Consider the following 16,805-nt stretch of genomic DNA (forward strand, 5'->3'; position numbering starts at 1 on the left):
AGAAGGATAAGAACCCTCCCTGCTGCATTGCTCTTACTGTAACGGCGATTTTATACTGTGAAATTATATTGGAACCGCTACAAAATGTCAATGACACCACATATAAAGTCAGATGTGTTCAAATATCAGCAGAAAAAAGGTGATTATACAGCAGAAGAAGACATTTCAATGCCCTTGCTCTCTTCTTCATGCTTTAATTGAACGACAAAATCATTCAATATCCTCACCATTCCATCGCGTTTTGTTTCTGTCATGAGAACATCCTTCACTCTAGCGGCAGCCTTCAAGCCTTTTAAGTACCAGGCCATATGCTTACGCATCTCACGGACAGCTACAGCTTCTCCCTTAAGAGCTACCAGTCGATCCATATGAAGAATAGCAACCTTAATCTTCTCATCCAAGCCAGGTTCAGGCATAAGCTCGCCGGTGCTCAAATATTGAATCGTACGATACAACATCCAAGGATTGCCGAGTGCTCCACGCCCGATCATTACGCCATCGCAGCCAGTCTGATCCAACATAGCCCGAGCATCTTCAGGTGTATTAACATCCCCGTTGCCAATAACAGGAATAGAAACTGCTTCTTTTGCCATCTTGATATAGTTCCAGTCCGCATGGCCTGTGTAAAGCTGCTCCCGGGTACGACCGTGTACGCTGACAGCCTTACCCCCGGCACGTTCAACCGCACGCGCATTATCTTCGACAAAAATATGCTCGCTATCCCAGCCAATCCGCATTTTCACGGTTACGGGTTTATCGACAACATCGACAACCGCAGAGACCATTTCATAGATTTTGTCGGGATTCAAAAGCCAGCGGGCTCCCGCATCACATTTAGTTACTTTAGGCACTGGGCATCCCATATTGATATCGATAATATCAGCATTGGTTTCTTTATCAACCACTTTTGCTGCTTGCACCAGTGATTCTCTATCCCCGCCAAAAATCTGCAAACTAAGCGGTTTCTCCCGTTCATCTACAAACAACATTTCGCGAGTACGTGTATTTCCGTGAATAATGGCCTTATCGCTTACCATTTCCGCACAGACCAGACCTGTACCAAATTCCTTAGCGATCAGACGAAAAGCCGGATTGCACACGCCAGCCATAGGTGCCAGAACAACCTGATTTTTCATCTCGATATCGCCAATCTTCAGCATTCGTATCACTTCCTGCCTTTTAATTCTTGGAAATTATGAGTTGGGATCCACAAGCTCTTCTGTTGTAACCCCTAGAACATTCGCAATTTTATCTAAAATTTGATCTTCTAATCGTCTGTTACCCCTCTCGACTGCACCAAGCACAGCCAAGGAAATTCCGGCAAGATCCGCAAGATCCTGTTGAGTATACCCTTTTAGCTTACGGAATGCCCTGACCCTCCGTCCCAAACGCTTGTTGTCCACAACCGAATTCCTTCCTTCCCGTCTATGTCTTGAAGCGCTGCTGTAATCAGCTTGCGAAGTCCGGAAGATTGTTCATTCTGTGGAACGATGTCACTGAGCGGAAACAATACAAAAGCACGCTCTAACATGCGTGGATGCGGTAACGTTAAATGTGGTGTATCGAGCACCTGACCCTCAACCCACAACAAATCCAAATCTACCGTTCTCGGTCCATAGCGGATATCCCGGATACGACCCAACTGCGTTTCAATCCCCAACATCACTTCCAGCAAGGACTCGGGCGCAAGTGTCGTTCGCAAAGCTGCTGCCATATTGAGAAACTGCGGCTGATCTAAATAACCTACTGGCTCTGTCTCGTAAACTTTGGAGCAGCGGACCACAGATATTTCATCATGAGCGTCCAGTCTGTTCAAAGCCTCTGACAGTGTGCCCTCGCGGTCACCCAAATTAGCCCCTAAAGCAATATAAGCCTCTGATTCTTCAGAGGTGGAATGTATATTCATGGACCTTGTTCTCACTTTCTAGTTCTGCGCAGCTCTACAGTCACTCCCTGAAAATGAATGTCGAAAGGCGGATGGGGTTTAGTTACCTTAACCGTTACTGCATTGATAACAGTATAAGTGTCCAGTACGGAGGATGCAATATATTCTGCCAAAGCTTCGATCAACTTAAAAGACTTTATTTCGACAATGTTTTTGACTAATTCATGAACTTCAGCATAATTCACGGTTTGACTCAAATCATCATTCAAGCCCGCACCCTGCAAATCAAGCTCCAGCTCTAAATCAATGTAAAAACGTTGTCCCAGCTTACGTTCTTCCTCAAATACACCGTGGTATCCGTAATATTCCATGCGATGCATTGTCATTTTATCCATGATTAATCCGCCCTTTTTCGTAAAATATAGCTATTCACGCACCAATGGAGGTGCAGCATACAACATCGCATCACACATCTTAACCGTTCGTTTAATCAGAGATACATCATGTACACGTACGATCTGGCAACCCTGAGCTATCCCAAAAGCTACTGTAGCTGCGGTGCCTTCCACAACATCATCAGACGGCAAATCAAGTACCGTGCGGATGAATTTTTTGCGGGAAGTCGCCAGTAACAACGGATAACCTAACTCAGTCAACCCGTCTAAAAGCGTCATTGCCTGCAGGTTTTCATTATAATCCTTAGCAAAGCCGATACCTGGATCCAATATGATATTGGCCGGCTTAACGCCTGCGGCTACCGCAAGATCAATACTTTCCTTAAGGTCAGCCGACATATCCGCACTCAGATTCGTATAATTACGGTCCTGCCGGTTATGCATCAAAATAATAGGACAGTCAGCAGCAGCGGCCACTGCCGCCATTTCCGGATCGGCCTTACAACCCCATATGTCATTAATGATATGGGCACCCGCAGCTATAGCTTGGCGGGCTACTTCAGCTTTATAGGTATCGATAGATAACGGAAGGTGAGGTGCCGCCTTATGAATACTCTCGATCACAGGCAATACACGGGCTAACTCCTCTTCAAGTCCCACCGGTTGATGACCAGGACGAGTAGATTCACCGCCGATATCAATAATATCAGCACCCTCTGCAGCCATACGCAGCGCATGCTCAACTGCTTTGTCCGGATGATCCCAAAGTCCTCCATCCGAAAAAGAATCCGGGGTCACATTAAGGATGCCCATAATCAATGTTCGATTTCCTAACTCCAAGTCTGTATTTCCACAACGGTATGTCCGCTTAAAGAGGACTGGTCTCATTTCGAAATCGCCGTCCTATCTCTATATAATGAAATCAAGCCAGCAGTAATTGTTCCACACTGGCCAGTACCTATAGTAAATCTTGCATCTCCGTGCCACACCCCAGTAACAGGAACGATTTCTTGTACGGAATTGGTAAGAAACACTTCATCAGCAGCTTTAAACTGCTCCCAGTGATATGTTCCTTCTTCAACACTAAGGCCTGCACTAAGAGCCAGCTCCATTACCATTTCCCGGGTAATTCCCGGAAGTATCCCTGTTGTAAGATCTGGGGTATAGAGCCTGTTGTTTTTTACAAAAAAGATGTTGCTGACAATGCCCTCGGCAATAAATTCTTCTGCCGTCAGCATTAGTCCTTCAGCACCATTTGCCGCAGAAGCATACCCTCTAAGCTCTCGCTTAGCCAGAATGTTATTCATATAATGCAGCGACTTGAATCGCACTGTTCCCTCAGGAGTATTACGCCGCAAGGACAACAGCTGCAGCTCTTTGCCTTCACTATAGAGTTTATCTGGTACTTTCGGCAGCGCTTTGATGTACAACAAATGATTAGGCTTTTGATAATCACCAGCAGGTAATCCGAGAACATCCTCACCGGCTGTTACGGTATAGCGTATATAAGCTTCTTTTAATTCATTTTTGTCCATAACGCGCTTAATCCAGTCAAGTAGATGTGCCGCTTCTGCTTCAAATGGAATGCCCAGTGCCTTGCAACCCTCTGCCATACGCTTCAAATGACGCTCCAGCAAAAAGGGAACTCCCCCATAGGTCCTAAAGGTTTCGAACAAGCCAATGCCGTACAAAAAGCCGTGATCCAAGGCAGAAACCACGGTTTCTCGGGCGTCAATGACACCATTGTTAAATCCTATATATTTCATGCCGTTTCTCCGGCTCTCCGTTTCAAGAAATTACGCAGCATCGTATGACCATGATCCGTAATAATAGATTCCGGGTGGAACTGCACACCTTCAATAGGGTATTCTTTATGGCGCAATGCCATAATCTCCCCTTCTTCAGTCTCAGCCGTAATCTCCAAGCAATCTGGGAGACTCTCCCGCTCTACAATCAGTGAATGATATCGGGTAGCTGTAAATGGAGACTCCAGACCTTCAAAAACTGAGGTCCCGTTATGGTAAATAGGCGATGTCTTCCCATGCATCAAACGCTCAGCACGGATGACATTGCCACCAAATGCTTGTCCAATCGCTTGATGTCCAAGGCATACGCCGAAGATCGGAATGATCCCCTTGAAATGATGCAACAATTCCAGACTAATTCCCGCTTCATTTGGCGTACATGGGCCTGGTGAAATTAGAATATGGTCAGGTGCCAGCTTTTCAATCTCTTCGATGGTAATTTCATCATTGCGGTGCACTTTAACCTCTTCCCCAAGCTCACCTAAATACTGTACGAGGTTATACGTAAAGGAATCATAATTATCGATGACCAAGATCACAGTGCTACTCCCCCTTCGGCTCCGCTGGTAGCTGGCAATTCCTGCTGCAGTTCACTACAGAGTACTGCCTTCACTACCGCTTTGGCTTTATTATGGCATTCACGGTATTCACGGTAGGGATCGGAATCGATCACTATGCCGGCACCTGTCTGAATATATCCGACCCCGTCTTTTACAGCCAGCGTTCTTATAATAATATTTAATTCCATATTGCCGTTATAGTCAATAAAACCCATCGATCCTGTATAGGGTCCACGTCGAACCGGCTCCAATTCTTCAATAATCTCCATTGTCCTTACCTTGGGAGCCCCTGTAATAGTCCCCCCGGGGAATAAAGCTGCGATAACCGCATACGCGTCTTTATCCGGCGCAATCTGGCCCTCTACCTGCGAAACGAGATGCATCACATGAGAGTAGCGCTCCACCGTCATCAGCTCCGGCACGCTGACGGAACCGTATGCAGCGACACGCCCGATGTCGTTGCGTTCCAGATCGACAAGCATGATATGCTCGGCGATCTCTTTTTCGCTCCCGCGAAGCTCCGCCTCCATGGCGGCATCCTCCGCGGGAGTGAGTCCCCGGCGCCGGGTGCCGGCGATTGGCCGGGCGCTCACTTTGTCCCCGTGCAGCTTGACGAGCAGCTCCGGTGAAGCGCTGGACAGCGCGAAGCCGGGCGACCGCAAGAGCCCCATGTACGGGGACGGGTTGAGCTTGCGCAGCCACTCGTAAACATCCTCCGGCGGGGACTTCAGCTGCGCCTCCTGGCGCAGCGAGAGGTTCACTTGGAAGACATCGCCTTGGCGGATGTATTCCTGAACGTCCAGCACTGCCTGCTGAAACTTCTCAGGCGAGAAAGCCGAAGCCATGCCCGGCCACTCTCCTGATGAAACTGTAAGGGCCTCAATGCTGCCCACAGCCTCATCATCCAATCCTGCGGCTGAAGATATCAGCTGCCACTGCTCTACCATTTGTCCAGCCTGTTCTATACTGCCAAGATAAAGATTTTGCAGCTCTTCCATCCCACAGTCTGCTGGAACTGGAACGTGAACAGCACAATAAAGCACATGCTCTTCGTGATCATAGATCCATACCTCGTCAAACCTCATAAAAAGAAAATCAGGAAAACCAGGATCATCTTGGGCAAGAGACGGCAATCGTTCCAAAGAACGAACCACATCATAACCAAGGAAACCAATACATCCACCAGAAAAAGGAGGAACATCTTCATCCTTTAACTTAGGCGACGTAAAATCCGACATCCATTGCTGCAGTAGCTCCAGCGGTTGTCCATGCAGTGTTGTTGCCTCAGGTATCCTCTCCTCGTCCACTGATGCTGATTCCAAAGATTCAGTAGGGAAGCTAAATACTTCCGCATTATCCTCCTTGCCCTTCAATATCGAAACAGGGTTCAAGCCCAAGTACGTATAACGGCCACCCTTACCACTTTCTAAAACTACAGAATACTGGGAAGCTAACTCCCAGGCTTTCTCCCAGGACGCGGGTAATTCGTTGGTGCACCGGGGGGATTTTATAATCAAGGGAAACATGCTCCAGTCTTCAGCAGCCCATTGTTCCCACTCGTTCCAGGTTGTTATGATTTCCAAAGCCATCCTCCTAAAAGTTTTGTCTAGCATCATCTTACAGTTTAATCTTCGAGACAAAACTCGCTTCGTAAGCATATGCTTAGTTTTATGAAGCCATTACTTCGTAGACATCACTTCGCAATAAAACTTGCTTCGTAAGCATTTGCTTAGTTTTGTCCAATCATCAGTAGTATATTGCCTGTCAGTATACTGTACTTAAGGCATTATTGAAAAGCCCTCAGCGATAGGAAATTATTATGATTTTTTCGTTTTCTGCAAAAACCAGAGCTTTTTTCAACAATAATAAAATTACCACGTCTAGCCTGCCATATATGCACAGTACCTAATGCCTTTTAAATCAACGAAAAGAGTCTCCATCACCACCAAAAAAGTGGTATGAAGACTCTTATAGATTTACGTTATTGCAAACAATTACGCTTCGAAATTGTAAAGTGGTGTGCTCAGGTAACGTTCGCCGTTACTTGGGATAATGACTACTACTTTTTTGCCAGGGCCTAAATCTTTGGCTACTTTAAGTGCGGCAAATACAGCAGCACCTGAAGAAATACCAGACAAGACGCCTTCTTCTTTAGCTACACGACGTGCAGTTTCGAAAGCTTCATCATTCTCAACGTGGATGATTTCATCATAGATATCTTGGTTCAGAATCTCAGGGATGAAGTTAGCTCCGATACCTTGGATTTTGTGAGGGCCTGGTTTGCCTCCAGCCAAGATTGGGGAAGCAGCAGGCTCCACAGCATAGATCTTAATATCAGGATATTGGCTTTTCAGCACTTCACCCGCACCAGTGATCGTTCCGCCTGTTCCGATACCTGCAATAAAAGCATCCAAAGGACCGCCGATGGATTCAATAGCGTCAATGATTTCAGGTCCAGTAGTCTCACGGTGAATCTTCACGTTCGCTTTATTCTTGAATTGCTCGGATGGGAAATAGCTTGGGTTCTCTTTCAAAATTTCGTCTGCTTTCTTAACCGCACCATTCATACCTTCCGATCCTGGGGTCAGCACCAATTCCGCTCCATATGCGCGAAGGAGATTACGGCGCTCCAAGCTCATTGTTTCCGGCATTACGATAACTGCCTTATAACCTTTAGCAGCAGCTACAAGTGCCAGGCCGATACCAGTGTTACCACTAGTAGCTTCTACAATCGTACCTCCTGGTTTCAGTAGACCTTCACGCTCAGCTTCTTCCACGATGCTGATTGCAATCCGGTCTTTTACGCTTGATCCCGGGTTCTGATATTCCAATTTCAAATAAATATCTGCGGAGCCTTCCTGTGCCAGACGATTCAAACGAACGAGCGGAGTACCTCCGATCAATTCTGTTACGTTGTTAACGACTTTAGCCATGAGCAAAAACCTCCTTAGAATGATAAATGCGATATAAGAACGTAAATTGTGACTTTATGCTTCTGTGTGTGGAGTTTAAATTGTTGACCACCGTCAGTTATTTCCGACTAAAATGGTAGGGTTTACGTTAATATCATATTATCAATCTTGCAGGCTGTTGTCAATATTTATTGACACCTCATATTTATTGCGTAAATTGCTTTCCACCTGCTGCAAGGGAGGGGCTTGCTCCAAAGCCAGCTCTTGACGTACAAGCGCCCGAATTTCTTTCTGATCTGGCATTTCTGGAGAGTGAATACTCTCCAAGCGAATAATGGCGAAGTCTTCCCCTGTCTCGATCGGACCGGCTATATCACCCACATCCAATCCAGCCGCAGTCTTTAACATTCCCTCTGGCCAAAAAGGGTCGTCTTCCTCTACTTTGCCTAAACTGCCTCCATGCTGCCGACTCTCTTCATCAATAGACACTTCCCTAGCCAAATCAGCGAAATCCTCACCCTGTTCCAAGCGATCCATTACCTGCTGACCTTCCTCATAGGATGAAACCTTGATCATAGAAAGCTGCATTTCCTTTTTTGGAACGAAGCGCTCGGCATTTTGCTCTAAATAAGCATCTATATCGGCATCACTGATTGTAATGCCCACCGTGGCTATCGCTTGTAAGGACAGACGATAAGCTGTCTCTGCGAACACTTCCTGACGAGATAATCCCAGCTGAGATTGCATTTGAGCATAATATTGCGCTTCTGATTCGTATCCAACTATAGTGCGTGCCAGTTCCTGCTTAACCTCATCGTCTGTCACGGTAATTCCTAAAGCCTTAGCTTCCATGTCCACGACAATATGGTTAAGCATACTGATTAACACTTCTTCTCCATGCTTTTTTTTGAGCTCATCCATCCACTGCTGATCCGTTATCGGTTGTCCGCCTGCAGTCGCTACATCCGGTGATTCATTGTCTGTTGTATCTCCTTTAAGTAGGGCCATGGCGCGCAAACTCCAGAATAATAGACCCCCGAGCATTAAAGTTGCAACAGCTAGAATAATAACCGTATTGCGAAGTGCACGTTCCTGTCTCGTCATCATCCCAATGCCCTACGAATTCGCTTGTTCTAAAATGACCTGTAAATCGTCCTTATTGAAAACATAAGCCTCATTGCAAAAATGGCATACGACTTCAGCCTGTTCATCTTCTGCAATTAATCTCTCCAGTTCATCCCGCCCTAAGCTAACCAATGTCTGCTCTACCCGCTCACGCGAACACTGACAAGCAAAGTTAATATCCAGTTCATCCATAACCACTGCATCCGGCAAAAGGTAGCGCAGCATTTCTTCTGGCTCCAGCCCCTGATCGAGAAGTGCTGTTACAGAAGGCATCGCCCCTACAGCTTTTTCAATCTCAGTAATCTCCGCATCTGTCAGACCAGGAAGAAGTTGAACAATAAACCCTCCAGCCACAATTACCGACTCATCGGTATCTACCAATACACCTAGGCCAACCGCAGCTGGAGTTTGCTCAGAAACCGCAAAATAATAAGTAAAATCATCGCCAAGCTCCCCGGAGATAATAGGAATACTACCTCGGTACGGCTCTTTCATGCCTAAATCTTTTATAACATCAATGAACCCTTCAGTTCCCACCGCTCCAGCTACATCCAGTTTCCCCATACTATTGCTCGGTAAATGAATGTGTGGATTATGCACATAACCACGCACTTCTCCCAATGCATTGGATTCTGCAACGATTTGTCCGATCGGTCCATTCCCTTTAACCATAATACTCAGCTTCTCACTACCCTTGAGCATAGCGCCCATCATGGCTGCAGCGGTAACTGTACGTCCCATTGCGGCTGTAGCCGTTGGATACGTATCGTGTCTGCGTCTCAGTTCTTCAACCAATTCAGTTGTGCGGACAGCAAACGCTCTCACTTTACCATTAAGAGCCGTGCCGCGGATTAGTCGATCCTTCTTTTTTTCCATTGGGTGCATAGCCCTCCTATCTCTTCGCCTTTTTAGGCTTCTTTATCTTTATTGGTTACGATCGTAAATAATTCTTAATCCTTCTAGCGTTAACATAGGATTTACTTCATCAATACAGTCCGTTTCACCCGCAATTAGCGAGGCGAGGCCTCCGGTCGAAATAACCTTCAGTTCGGGAGCGTTCATCTCGACTTTAATTCGTTTAACGATGCCCTCAACCTGACCCGCATAGCCAAAAATAATTCCGGCCTGCATCGCATGCACCGTATTACGCCCGATGACCTTTTTAGGCTTCTCCAATTCAATTCGCGGCAGCTTAGATGCCCGCTGGTATAATGCCTCTGTTGAAATGCCTAGACCAGGAACTATCGCGCCACCAAGATAATTAGCACCTGCATCAATGCAATCAAAAGTCGTAGCCGTACCAAAATCAACAACCACAAGTGGACATTTGTATTGTTCAATCGCAGCAACTGCATTAACAATCCGGTCTGCGCCAATTTCACGCGGATTCTCATAACGTAAGTTAAGCCCCGTCTTAATCCCTGGTCCAACAATCAATGGGTCTTTCCCTATATATTTAATACACATATCCTCAATAGTCTTAACCAGTGGTGGAACAACCGAAGATATAATTACACCTTCAACGTCTTTGACAGATATACCTGACATATGAAAAAGATTGTGTATCATTACTCCATATTCATCCACGGTCGATTGGCGCGCAGTGCTTAGCCGAAAATGATGCAGCAATTCGCGTTTTCTATATACACCGAGAACAATATTGGTATTACCGATATCGACAGCAAGCATCATGACAAAGGCCCTTCCTTCTTAGCATTAAGGTCTAGACTAATATCCAGACTGGAGAAGGAGTACGTAAGGCGCCCGACAGAAATCACATCCACACCCGTTTCAGCAATCCCGCGTACGGTTTCTAACGATACATTTCCAGAAGCCTCTGTCTTAACATGCGGAGCTTGGGATTTAATCCTAACCACGGCTTGCTTCATCATATCGTTAGACATGTTATCGAGCATTATAATGTCGGCACCTGCTGCCAGCGCCTCTTCGACTTGCTCTAAATTTTCGGTCTCCACTTCGATGCTCATCGTATGCGGGATGTTCTTCCGAGCACGACCTACAGCCTGCCGAATACCACCCGCGCCTTTGATATGATTATCCTTGATCATAACTGCATCATATAAGCCAAAACGGTGATTAAAGCCTCCACCAATACGAACAGCATATTTCTCCAGCATCCGGTGACCTGGTGTTGTCTTACGTGTATCCACTAAGCGAGTCGGTAATCCCTCCAGCACCTGCACGAAAGAAGCTGTACGTGATGCCACACCCGAAAGACGCTGCATCAAGTTAAGCGCAAGCCGCTCACCTGTTAGAATCGCATGTGTGCTGCCCTCAACCTCAATAATTACAGTCCCTTTGGTTACAGCTTGACCTTCCTCGACAAAGGCTGTAAAACTAAGCGCCGGATCCACAATTTCAAAGACCAGCTCTGCAATTGGGATGCCACAAATTATCCCGTCTTCCTTGGCATGAATAATCCCTTTGGACTCATGGCCCACTGAAATCGTCATCTGCGTGGTTACATCTCCGGAACCAACATCTTCCCGCAACCAAGCCTTGATGGATTGTACTAGCTCTTCATTGTAACCATTAAACATCATCGCTTAATTCCTCCACTATTCCCAGTTCGCGAATTTGAAGCAGGTGCTTACGCCACTGATCATCATCCCGCTGCGGATAATCCTCACGGTAATGCGCCCCACGGCTCTCTTCCCGTGCCAGAGCAGACTCTGTCACAAGCAAACAGCAGGTCAGCATATTAGCAAATTCATATTCCTCACGTTTGGACAAAGCTGATCCAAAGATTGGCAGCTGTCGTTTTAATTCATCTAATCCTTTAAGTAACATCTCTTCGTTACGACGTAGTCCGGCATATCGAACCATTACCTTCTGTAGCTTCAAACGACGTTCCACAATAGCTTGAGTTGGCGAATCTACACGGCCCTCGTTACTGATAACCGATAAAACATCACGGTCCAGCGGGGAAAGCTCATGAATCCGATCAATAATACGCTGTCCAAATACAATGGCCTCAGATAAAGAATTACTAGCTAAACGGTTAGCGCCATGCAGGCCTGTGGAGGAAACCTCCCCGCAAGCAAACAGACGCGGGACGGTACTCTCTCCATTCAGATCGGTCTTAATCCCCCCCATCATATAATGCGCAGCAGGAGCCACTGGAATCCAATCACTTGTAATATCCAGTCCATAGCCCATACATGTCTCATATATTGTGGGAAACCGATGCTTCACCATCTCTGGAGATTCATGTGTAATATCCAAATAAACGAACGTTGATTTAGTAAGTTCCATTTCACTTACAATAGCTCGCGCTACAATATCCCGCGGGGCTAGTTCAAGCAGGTTATGATAACGCTCCATGAACCGCTCTCCATTAATATTGCGCAAGACTGCTCCTTCCCCACGCACAGCTTCGGAGATTAAAAATCTAGGAGCTCCTGGGTAACTAAGTGCTGTAGGATGAAATTGAATAAATTCCATATCTCGTATATGAGCACCAGCGCGATAGGCGATCGCTACACCATCTCCTGTAGCTACCTCAGGGTTGGTAGTGTATCGATATAATTGTCCTGCTCCACCAGAGCACAAAATGGTCGCATCCCCTTGCAGGAACAACCGTCCACCACCGGGCCGCTGCAATAATGCGCCTACACATTCGCCACCTTCAGTGATGAGATCGATAACATAATGATCATCCCAGACCTCAATATTCTCATGTTCCGCTACCTGTTCCGCCAATGCACGAACAATCTCATAACCGGTAGCATCCCCATTAGCATGCAAAATACGGCGGTGGCTGTGCGCTCCTTCCTGAGTCAAAGCCAGTACCCCATCTTCCTTATCAAACAGGGTTCCTAAGCGAATTAACTCATGAACGCCTTCCGGCCCTTCATTAACAAGTGCATCGACAGCTGTTGAGGAGCAAAGACCTGCACCGGCCATTAAGGTATCCTGCCGGTGGTATGCAGGGGAATCATCCTCAGCTATAACAGCTGCGATCCCCCCCTGTGCATAGCGAGTATTACTTTCCATCACTGATTTCTTTGTGATCATTATGACACGCCGATCTTCACTGGCTTTAATAGCTGTGAATAACCCGGCAATCCCTGAACCAATAACAATACAATCTGTCTTTACCGTAGGAATATCCCGAAGATCAAAATCAACCAAATATTGTGGAATCATGACCGCTTTTCACCTGTTTCAACGAAAGAGTAGCGCATGCTACCGGACTTGTAGCATGCGCTCTAGGGATGTTCTGGCTTTGTCGGCGACAGCAGGCGGTACATAGATTTGTGGCTTCATCGTCTCCAGGCATTTCACCAGTTTTTTTAGATTATTAACTTTCATATTGGGACAAACAAGAAATTTGGTAGCAAAATGGAATTCTTTATCTGGACTATCCTTACGAAGCTGATATCCGGTACCATCTTCCGTTCCAACGATAAATTGCTTACGATCCGATTTCCGGCAATACTCCAGAATTGATGTAGTGCTGCCTACATAGTCACCCATGGCCACTACTTCAGGACGGCACTCTGGATGAACTACAAATTCCGCATCTGGATATTTTGCTCTCATCTCTACTACATCTTTGACGGTCAACATGTCGTGAGTGTTGCAATAGCCTTCCCAGATAATCAGCTTCTTGCCCGTCTGATCTTGTACATATTGACCAAGATTCTTATCTGGGACCCAAATAATCTCTTCGGCGTCAAGGGATTCGATTACTTTCACAGCATTAGCAGAGGTACAACAAATATCGGTTTCTGCTTTAATCTCGGCGGACGAGTTGATATAAGTGACTACTTTAGCATTTGGATGTTGAGCTTTTAGCTTACGTAAACCGTCTACATTGACCATATCTGCCATTGGACAGCCTGCACGTTCATCAGGAATTAGGACGGTTTTGTTCGGGGCTAAAATTTTTGCACTTTCCCCCATGAAATGAACACCGCAGAATACAATAACTTCCGCATCTGTCTCTGCAGCCTTCTGAGCGAGTAAAAAAGAGTCGCCCCGGAAATCGGCAACCTCCTGAATTTCATCACGCTGATAATAATGAGCTAAAATGATTGCGTTTCGTTCCTTTTTAAGCTGTTCAAGACGTATACGAAGTTCTCGATTCTGTTCCTGCTTGCGCTCAAGCGCCAGAGCTTCCACCGATTGTTCTCCCCCTTAAATCCTCGCGGCTTTTCGCCGACATGATGTTATCAAATGGCATGCGCCATCATGGTGAAAAAATGAACATGCTGATATAAATAGTAAGTAATATTAATCACTAATGTACACAACGTTCCAGCCCCTGTCAATGTAACTGGACAGGCTTTAAGGCATAGAATCCCTTAAAAATTAAAATAAAAAATCCGGAGAACAGTTACGTTCTCCGGATAAATTTACATCATATGAATGGTGGACCCAATTAGGTAAGGCTAGTGCCCCCACCTTTGTTGTCATCACCGGAACCGTCATTACCCTCAGAATCAGGGTTATTCGGGATATCCTTTGATAAGTCAGGAAGTGTGGACTGTTCGTCCTCAGGCTTGCCTTGAATGCGAACTCGCACATCACCGATATTGTCGATGACAGGCTCGCCAACTTCATGGGCAACACCTTCGCCACCCTCTGGTTTACCATCCTCGGAAAGGAATCCTTGTTCAATCAGTTGTGTGATCTGATCAAGCTCAAGTGTTTCTTTCTCAAGTAATGTATTGGCAATCAAGTGCATTTCTTTGGAGTGTTTGATCAACAGATCTTTACAACGTTCGTAACTCGAAGTAATAAAGTTCTGCATTTCCTGATCAATCTCATAAGCAATGGAATCACTGTAATTCTGTTCATGCCCAATATCACGACCTAAGAATACTTGACCTTGAGAAGATCCGAACTGCATAGGTCCAAGCTTATCGCTCATACCGTACTCCATAATCATGGCACGCACGATGCGCGTAGCCTGTTGGAAGTCACTGTATGCACCCGTACCGATCTCACCAATAAACAATTCTTCGGCAACACGTCCACCAAGTAATCCAGTAACCTTATCTAAAAGCTCCTGCTTGGTAACGATCATCCGATCTTCCTTCGGAAGCATAATAACGTATCCGCCTGCACGTCCGCGTGGGATAATAGTAACTTTATGCACCATATCGGCGTGCTCAAGGAAGTAACCAGCAATAGTATGGCCTGCTTCATGATAAGCTACAATACGTTTCTCGCGGTCACTGATCACACGGCTGCGTTTCTCAGTACCTACGATAACACGGTCAATAGCTTCATCCACTTCAATCATGGAAATATCTTTACGGTTACGGCGTGCAGCTAGCAAAGCTGCCTCATTCAGCAGATTCTCCAAATCAGCACCTGTGAATCCGGTTGTGCGTTTAGCAACAACATCCAGTCTTACATCTTTCGTAAGCGGTTTGTTACGAGCGTGCACCTTAAGTACAGCTTCACGGCCTTTCACATCAGGACGGTCAACCGTAATTTGACGGTCAAAACGTCCTGGACGAAGCAATGCCGGATCAAGTATATCAGCGCGGTTAGTCGCCGCTACAATAATAATGCCTTCGTTACCACCGAATCCATCCATCTCAACCAGCAATTGGTTAAGCGTCTGCTCACGCTCGTCATGTCCGCCACCAAGACCGGCACCACGCTGACGACCCACAGCATCAATTTCATCAATGAAGATAATACATGGAGCATTCTTCTTAGCATTCTCGAACAAATCACGTACCCGAGAAGCACCGACACCCACGAACATTTCCACAAAGTCAGAACCGGAAATACTAAAGAAAGGAACGCCAGCTTCACCTGCTACCGCACGGGCAAGCAATGTTTTACCTGTTCCCGGAGGACCTACAAGCAATACGCCCTTAGGAATACGTGCGCCGACAGCTGCAAATTTGCGTGGATCTTTCAGGAACTCAACGACTTCGACAAGCTCTTGCTTCTCTTCGTCCGCCCCTGCAACATCCTCAAAGCTGATTTTCTTCTTCTCTTCATTATATAACCGAGCCTTACTCTTGCCGAAATTCATGACTTTACCGCCGCCACCTTGCGCCTGGTTAAACAGGAAGAAGAACAAGATGAACATAATTACCAGTGGGATAATTGAAGAAAGGAATGTCAGCCAAATGCTGGTACCTTCCATTTTCTTCTGAGTTAATTCAATCCCATTAACATCACTGGCTTGAATAAGTTCATCGATAGCGGCATCTGTAGGAGGAATATATGTGGAGAAGCTTTTCGATTTAGTATCGGCAGGCAGCTCTCTATACTCGCCTGTGACCAGAAAGGCATTACCCTCAAACTGAACCGTCAAATCCTTCACATTGTTGTTCTTGATCTCCTGCCGTAACTCGTCGTATCTAGGGAAATCGGCGGCTTCATTTCCATTGCTCACAAACTGGACAATACCCACCACGACTAAAAATAAAATCAAATAAAAACCAGAATTCCGGATGAACCGATTCATCCCCTACCTCCTCTCACAACACTCAAGTTATTGTACCATAGCCTCTTGGGACACCTCAAATAAAGGAAGTTGTGGGTATCCGATCCGTATGATCGAGGCAGTCCTTAGTTCAATTGGAATAAATCTCAGGTTTCAGTACTCCAACATATGGGAGGTTCCGATACCGCTCGGCATAATCCAATCCGTAGCCTACTACAAATTCGTCAGGTAACACGAAGCCTGTGTAGCTGGCTTCAAGATTAACAGTGCGGCCTGATGGTTTATCAAACAAGGTAACCACAGAGATAGTAGCAGCATTCCGGTTGCGGAGCAACTCAATTAAATAGCTGAGTGTAAGACCACTGTCAATAATATCTTCAACGATCAAGATATCGCGGCCTTCTACCGATACATCCAAATCCTTAATAATTTTGACTACTCCAGAGGACTTGGTGGATGCTCCATAGCTGGACACTGCCATGAAATCCATCTCAACAGGTACTGTAATGGCTTTAACCAAATCTGCCATAAATATAAACGCACCTTTTAGTACACAAATTACTAAAGGGGTACGACCTGCGTATTCTTCGCTCAGTGTTCGACCGAGCTCCTTAATTTTCTGCTGAAGTTCCTCTTCGGTGATCAATACTTCTTGAATATCGTTTTGCAACTTGCGAAACCT

At 46.0% G+C, this 16,805-nt stretch carries 17 protein-coding genes; all 17 read right to left on the reverse strand.

What is annotated here, in order from left to right:
* Window positions 1–143 precede the first annotated feature (143 nt).
* The 17 genes from dusB to hpt all read right to left on the reverse strand — a co-directional run bounded on the left by dusB (window position 144) and on the right by hpt (window position 16,793).
* Window positions 144–1,160 (reverse strand): tRNA dihydrouridine synthase DusB, encoded by a 1,017-nt coding sequence (gene dusB, locus NST45_RS26695; RefSeq protein ID WP_036678722.1) that lies wholly within the window; start codon window positions 1,158–1,160, stop codon window positions 144–146.
* Between the two features lie 33 nt (window positions 1,161–1,193).
* On the reverse strand, window positions 1,194–1,403 hold the full coding sequence (locus NST45_RS26700; RefSeq protein ID WP_076099929.1) for a helix-turn-helix transcriptional regulator: 210 nt from the start codon (window positions 1,401–1,403) through the stop codon (window positions 1,194–1,196).
* Window positions 1,355–1,906 carry a 2-amino-4-hydroxy-6-hydroxymethyldihydropteridine diphosphokinase gene (folK, locus tag NST45_RS26705; RefSeq protein ID WP_036678725.1) on the reverse strand — a complete coding sequence of 184 codons (552 nt, stop codon included), beginning with the start codon at window positions 1,904–1,906 and terminating at the stop codon, window positions 1,355–1,357. The genes NST45_RS26700 and folK overlap by 49 nt, the downstream gene beginning before the upstream one ends.
* 11 nt (window positions 1,907–1,917) lie before the next feature.
* Window positions 1,918–2,280, reverse strand: coding sequence for a dihydroneopterin aldolase (folB, locus tag NST45_RS26710; protein ID WP_036678726.1), 363 nt, complete (start codon window positions 2,278–2,280; stop codon window positions 1,918–1,920).
* 30 nt (window positions 2,281–2,310) lie between these two features.
* A complete protein-coding gene (gene folP, locus NST45_RS26715; RefSeq protein WP_076142181.1) occupies window positions 2,311–3,168 on the reverse strand; it encodes a dihydropteroate synthase in 858 nt (285 codons plus the stop codon).
* A complete protein-coding gene (locus tag NST45_RS26720) occupies window positions 3,165–4,046 on the reverse strand; it encodes an aminotransferase class IV (RefSeq protein WP_339824234.1) in 882 nt (293 codons plus the stop codon). The genes folP and NST45_RS26720 overlap by 4 nt, the downstream gene beginning before the upstream one ends.
* The gene (gene pabA / locus NST45_RS26725) at window positions 4,043–4,624 is read right to left on the reverse strand and encodes an aminodeoxychorismate/anthranilate synthase component II (RefSeq protein WP_036678733.1); all 582 of its coding nucleotides are present in this window, start codon (window positions 4,622–4,624) and stop codon (window positions 4,043–4,045) included. Before pabA ends, NST45_RS26720 begins: the two co-directional genes overlap by 4 nt.
* Window positions 4,621–6,234 carry an anthranilate synthase component I family protein gene (locus NST45_RS26730; RefSeq protein ID WP_076147579.1) on the reverse strand — a complete coding sequence of 538 codons (1,614 nt, stop codon included), beginning with the start codon at window positions 6,232–6,234 and terminating at the stop codon, window positions 4,621–4,623. Before NST45_RS26730 ends, pabA begins: the two co-directional genes overlap by 4 nt.
* Window positions 6,235–6,639: 405 nt before the next feature.
* Window positions 6,640–7,578 (reverse strand): cysteine synthase A, encoded by a 939-nt coding sequence (cysK, locus tag NST45_RS26735; protein ID WP_036678737.1) that lies wholly within the window; start codon window positions 7,576–7,578, stop codon window positions 6,640–6,642.
* Between the two features lie 141 nt (window positions 7,579–7,719).
* On the reverse strand, window positions 7,720–8,664 hold the full coding sequence (locus NST45_RS26740; protein ID WP_081383712.1) for a peptidylprolyl isomerase: 945 nt from the start codon (window positions 8,662–8,664) through the stop codon (window positions 7,720–7,722).
* Window positions 8,665–8,673: 9 nt separating this feature from the next.
* Window positions 8,674–9,558, reverse strand: coding sequence for an Hsp33 family molecular chaperone HslO (hslO, locus tag NST45_RS26745; protein WP_036678742.1), 885 nt, complete (start codon window positions 9,556–9,558; stop codon window positions 8,674–8,676).
* Window positions 9,559–9,606: 48 nt separating this feature from the next.
* Window positions 9,607–10,374 (reverse strand): type III pantothenate kinase, encoded by a 768-nt coding sequence (locus NST45_RS26750; protein WP_036678745.1) that lies wholly within the window; start codon window positions 10,372–10,374, stop codon window positions 9,607–9,609.
* A complete protein-coding gene (gene nadC / locus NST45_RS26755) occupies window positions 10,371–11,246 on the reverse strand; it encodes a carboxylating nicotinate-nucleotide diphosphorylase (RefSeq protein WP_339824236.1) in 876 nt (291 codons plus the stop codon). Before nadC ends, NST45_RS26750 begins: the two co-directional genes overlap by 4 nt.
* Entirely contained in the window at window positions 11,236–12,852 is a 1,617-nt protein-coding gene (gene nadB, locus NST45_RS26760) for an L-aspartate oxidase (RefSeq protein ID WP_076105842.1), read from the reverse strand. Before nadB ends, nadC begins: the two co-directional genes overlap by 11 nt.
* Before the next feature lie 39 nt (window positions 12,853–12,891).
* Window positions 12,892–13,830 carry a quinolinate synthase NadA gene (gene nadA, locus NST45_RS26765; protein WP_036678753.1) on the reverse strand — a complete coding sequence of 313 codons (939 nt, stop codon included), beginning with the start codon at window positions 13,828–13,830 and terminating at the stop codon, window positions 12,892–12,894.
* A gap of 259 nt (window positions 13,831–14,089) precedes the next feature.
* Entirely contained in the window at window positions 14,090–16,144 is a 2,055-nt protein-coding gene (gene ftsH, locus NST45_RS26770) for an ATP-dependent zinc metalloprotease FtsH (protein ID WP_339824238.1), read from the reverse strand.
* 109 nt (window positions 16,145–16,253) lie between these two features.
* Entirely contained in the window at window positions 16,254–16,793 is a 540-nt protein-coding gene (hpt, locus tag NST45_RS26775; RefSeq protein WP_036678757.1) for a hypoxanthine phosphoribosyltransferase, read from the reverse strand.
* Window positions 16,794–16,805: the final 12 nt, after the last annotated feature.

This window comes from Paenibacillus sp. FSL R7-0163, assembly GCF_037969975.1.
Classification (GTDB): Bacteria; Bacillota; Bacilli; order Paenibacillales; family Paenibacillaceae; genus Paenibacillus_AQ; species Paenibacillus_AQ odorifer.

Bases quoted from the DNA above. Each gene is read 5' to 3' on its own strand.
- nadB (WP_076105842.1), bottom strand. From the start codon at position 12,852: ATGATTCCACAATATTTGGTTGATTTTGATCTTCGGGATATTCCTACG.
- NST45_RS26740 (WP_081383712.1), bottom strand. From the start codon at position 8,664: ATGATGACGAGACAGGAACGTGCACTTCGCAATACGGTTATTATTCTA.
- nadC (WP_339824236.1), bottom strand. From the start codon at position 11,246: ATGATGTTTAATGGTTACAATGAAGAGCTAGTACAATCCATCAAGGCT.
- cysK (WP_036678737.1), bottom strand. From the start codon at position 7,578: ATGGCTAAAGTCGTTAACAACGTAACAGAATTGATCGGAGGTACTCCG.
- NST45_RS26720 (WP_339824234.1), bottom strand. From the start codon at position 4,046: ATGAAATATATAGGATTTAACAATGGTGTCATTGACGCCCGAGAAACC.
- hslO (WP_036678742.1), bottom strand. From the start codon at position 9,558: ATGGAAAAAAAGAAGGATCGACTAATCCGCGGCACGGCTCTTAATGGT.
- folK (WP_036678725.1), bottom strand. From the start codon at position 1,906: ATGAATATACATTCCACCTCTGAAGAATCAGAGGCTTATATTGCTTTA.
- NST45_RS26750 (WP_036678745.1), bottom strand. From the start codon at position 10,374: ATGATGCTTGCTGTCGATATCGGTAATACCAATATTGTTCTCGGTGTA.
- NST45_RS26730 (WP_076147579.1), bottom strand. From the start codon at position 6,234: ATGGCTTTGGAAATCATAACAACCTGGAACGAGTGGGAACAATGGGCT.
- folB (WP_036678726.1), bottom strand. From the start codon at position 2,280: ATGGATAAAATGACAATGCATCGCATGGAATATTACGGATACCACGGT.
- dusB (WP_036678722.1), bottom strand. From the start codon at position 1,160: ATGCTGAAGATTGGCGATATCGAGATGAAAAATCAGGTTGTTCTGGCA.
- ftsH (WP_339824238.1), bottom strand. From the start codon at position 16,144: ATGAATCGGTTCATCCGGAATTCTGGTTTTTATTTGATTTTATTTTTA.
- folP (WP_076142181.1), bottom strand. From the start codon at position 3,168: ATGAGACCAGTCCTCTTTAAGCGGACATACCGTTGTGGAAATACAGAC.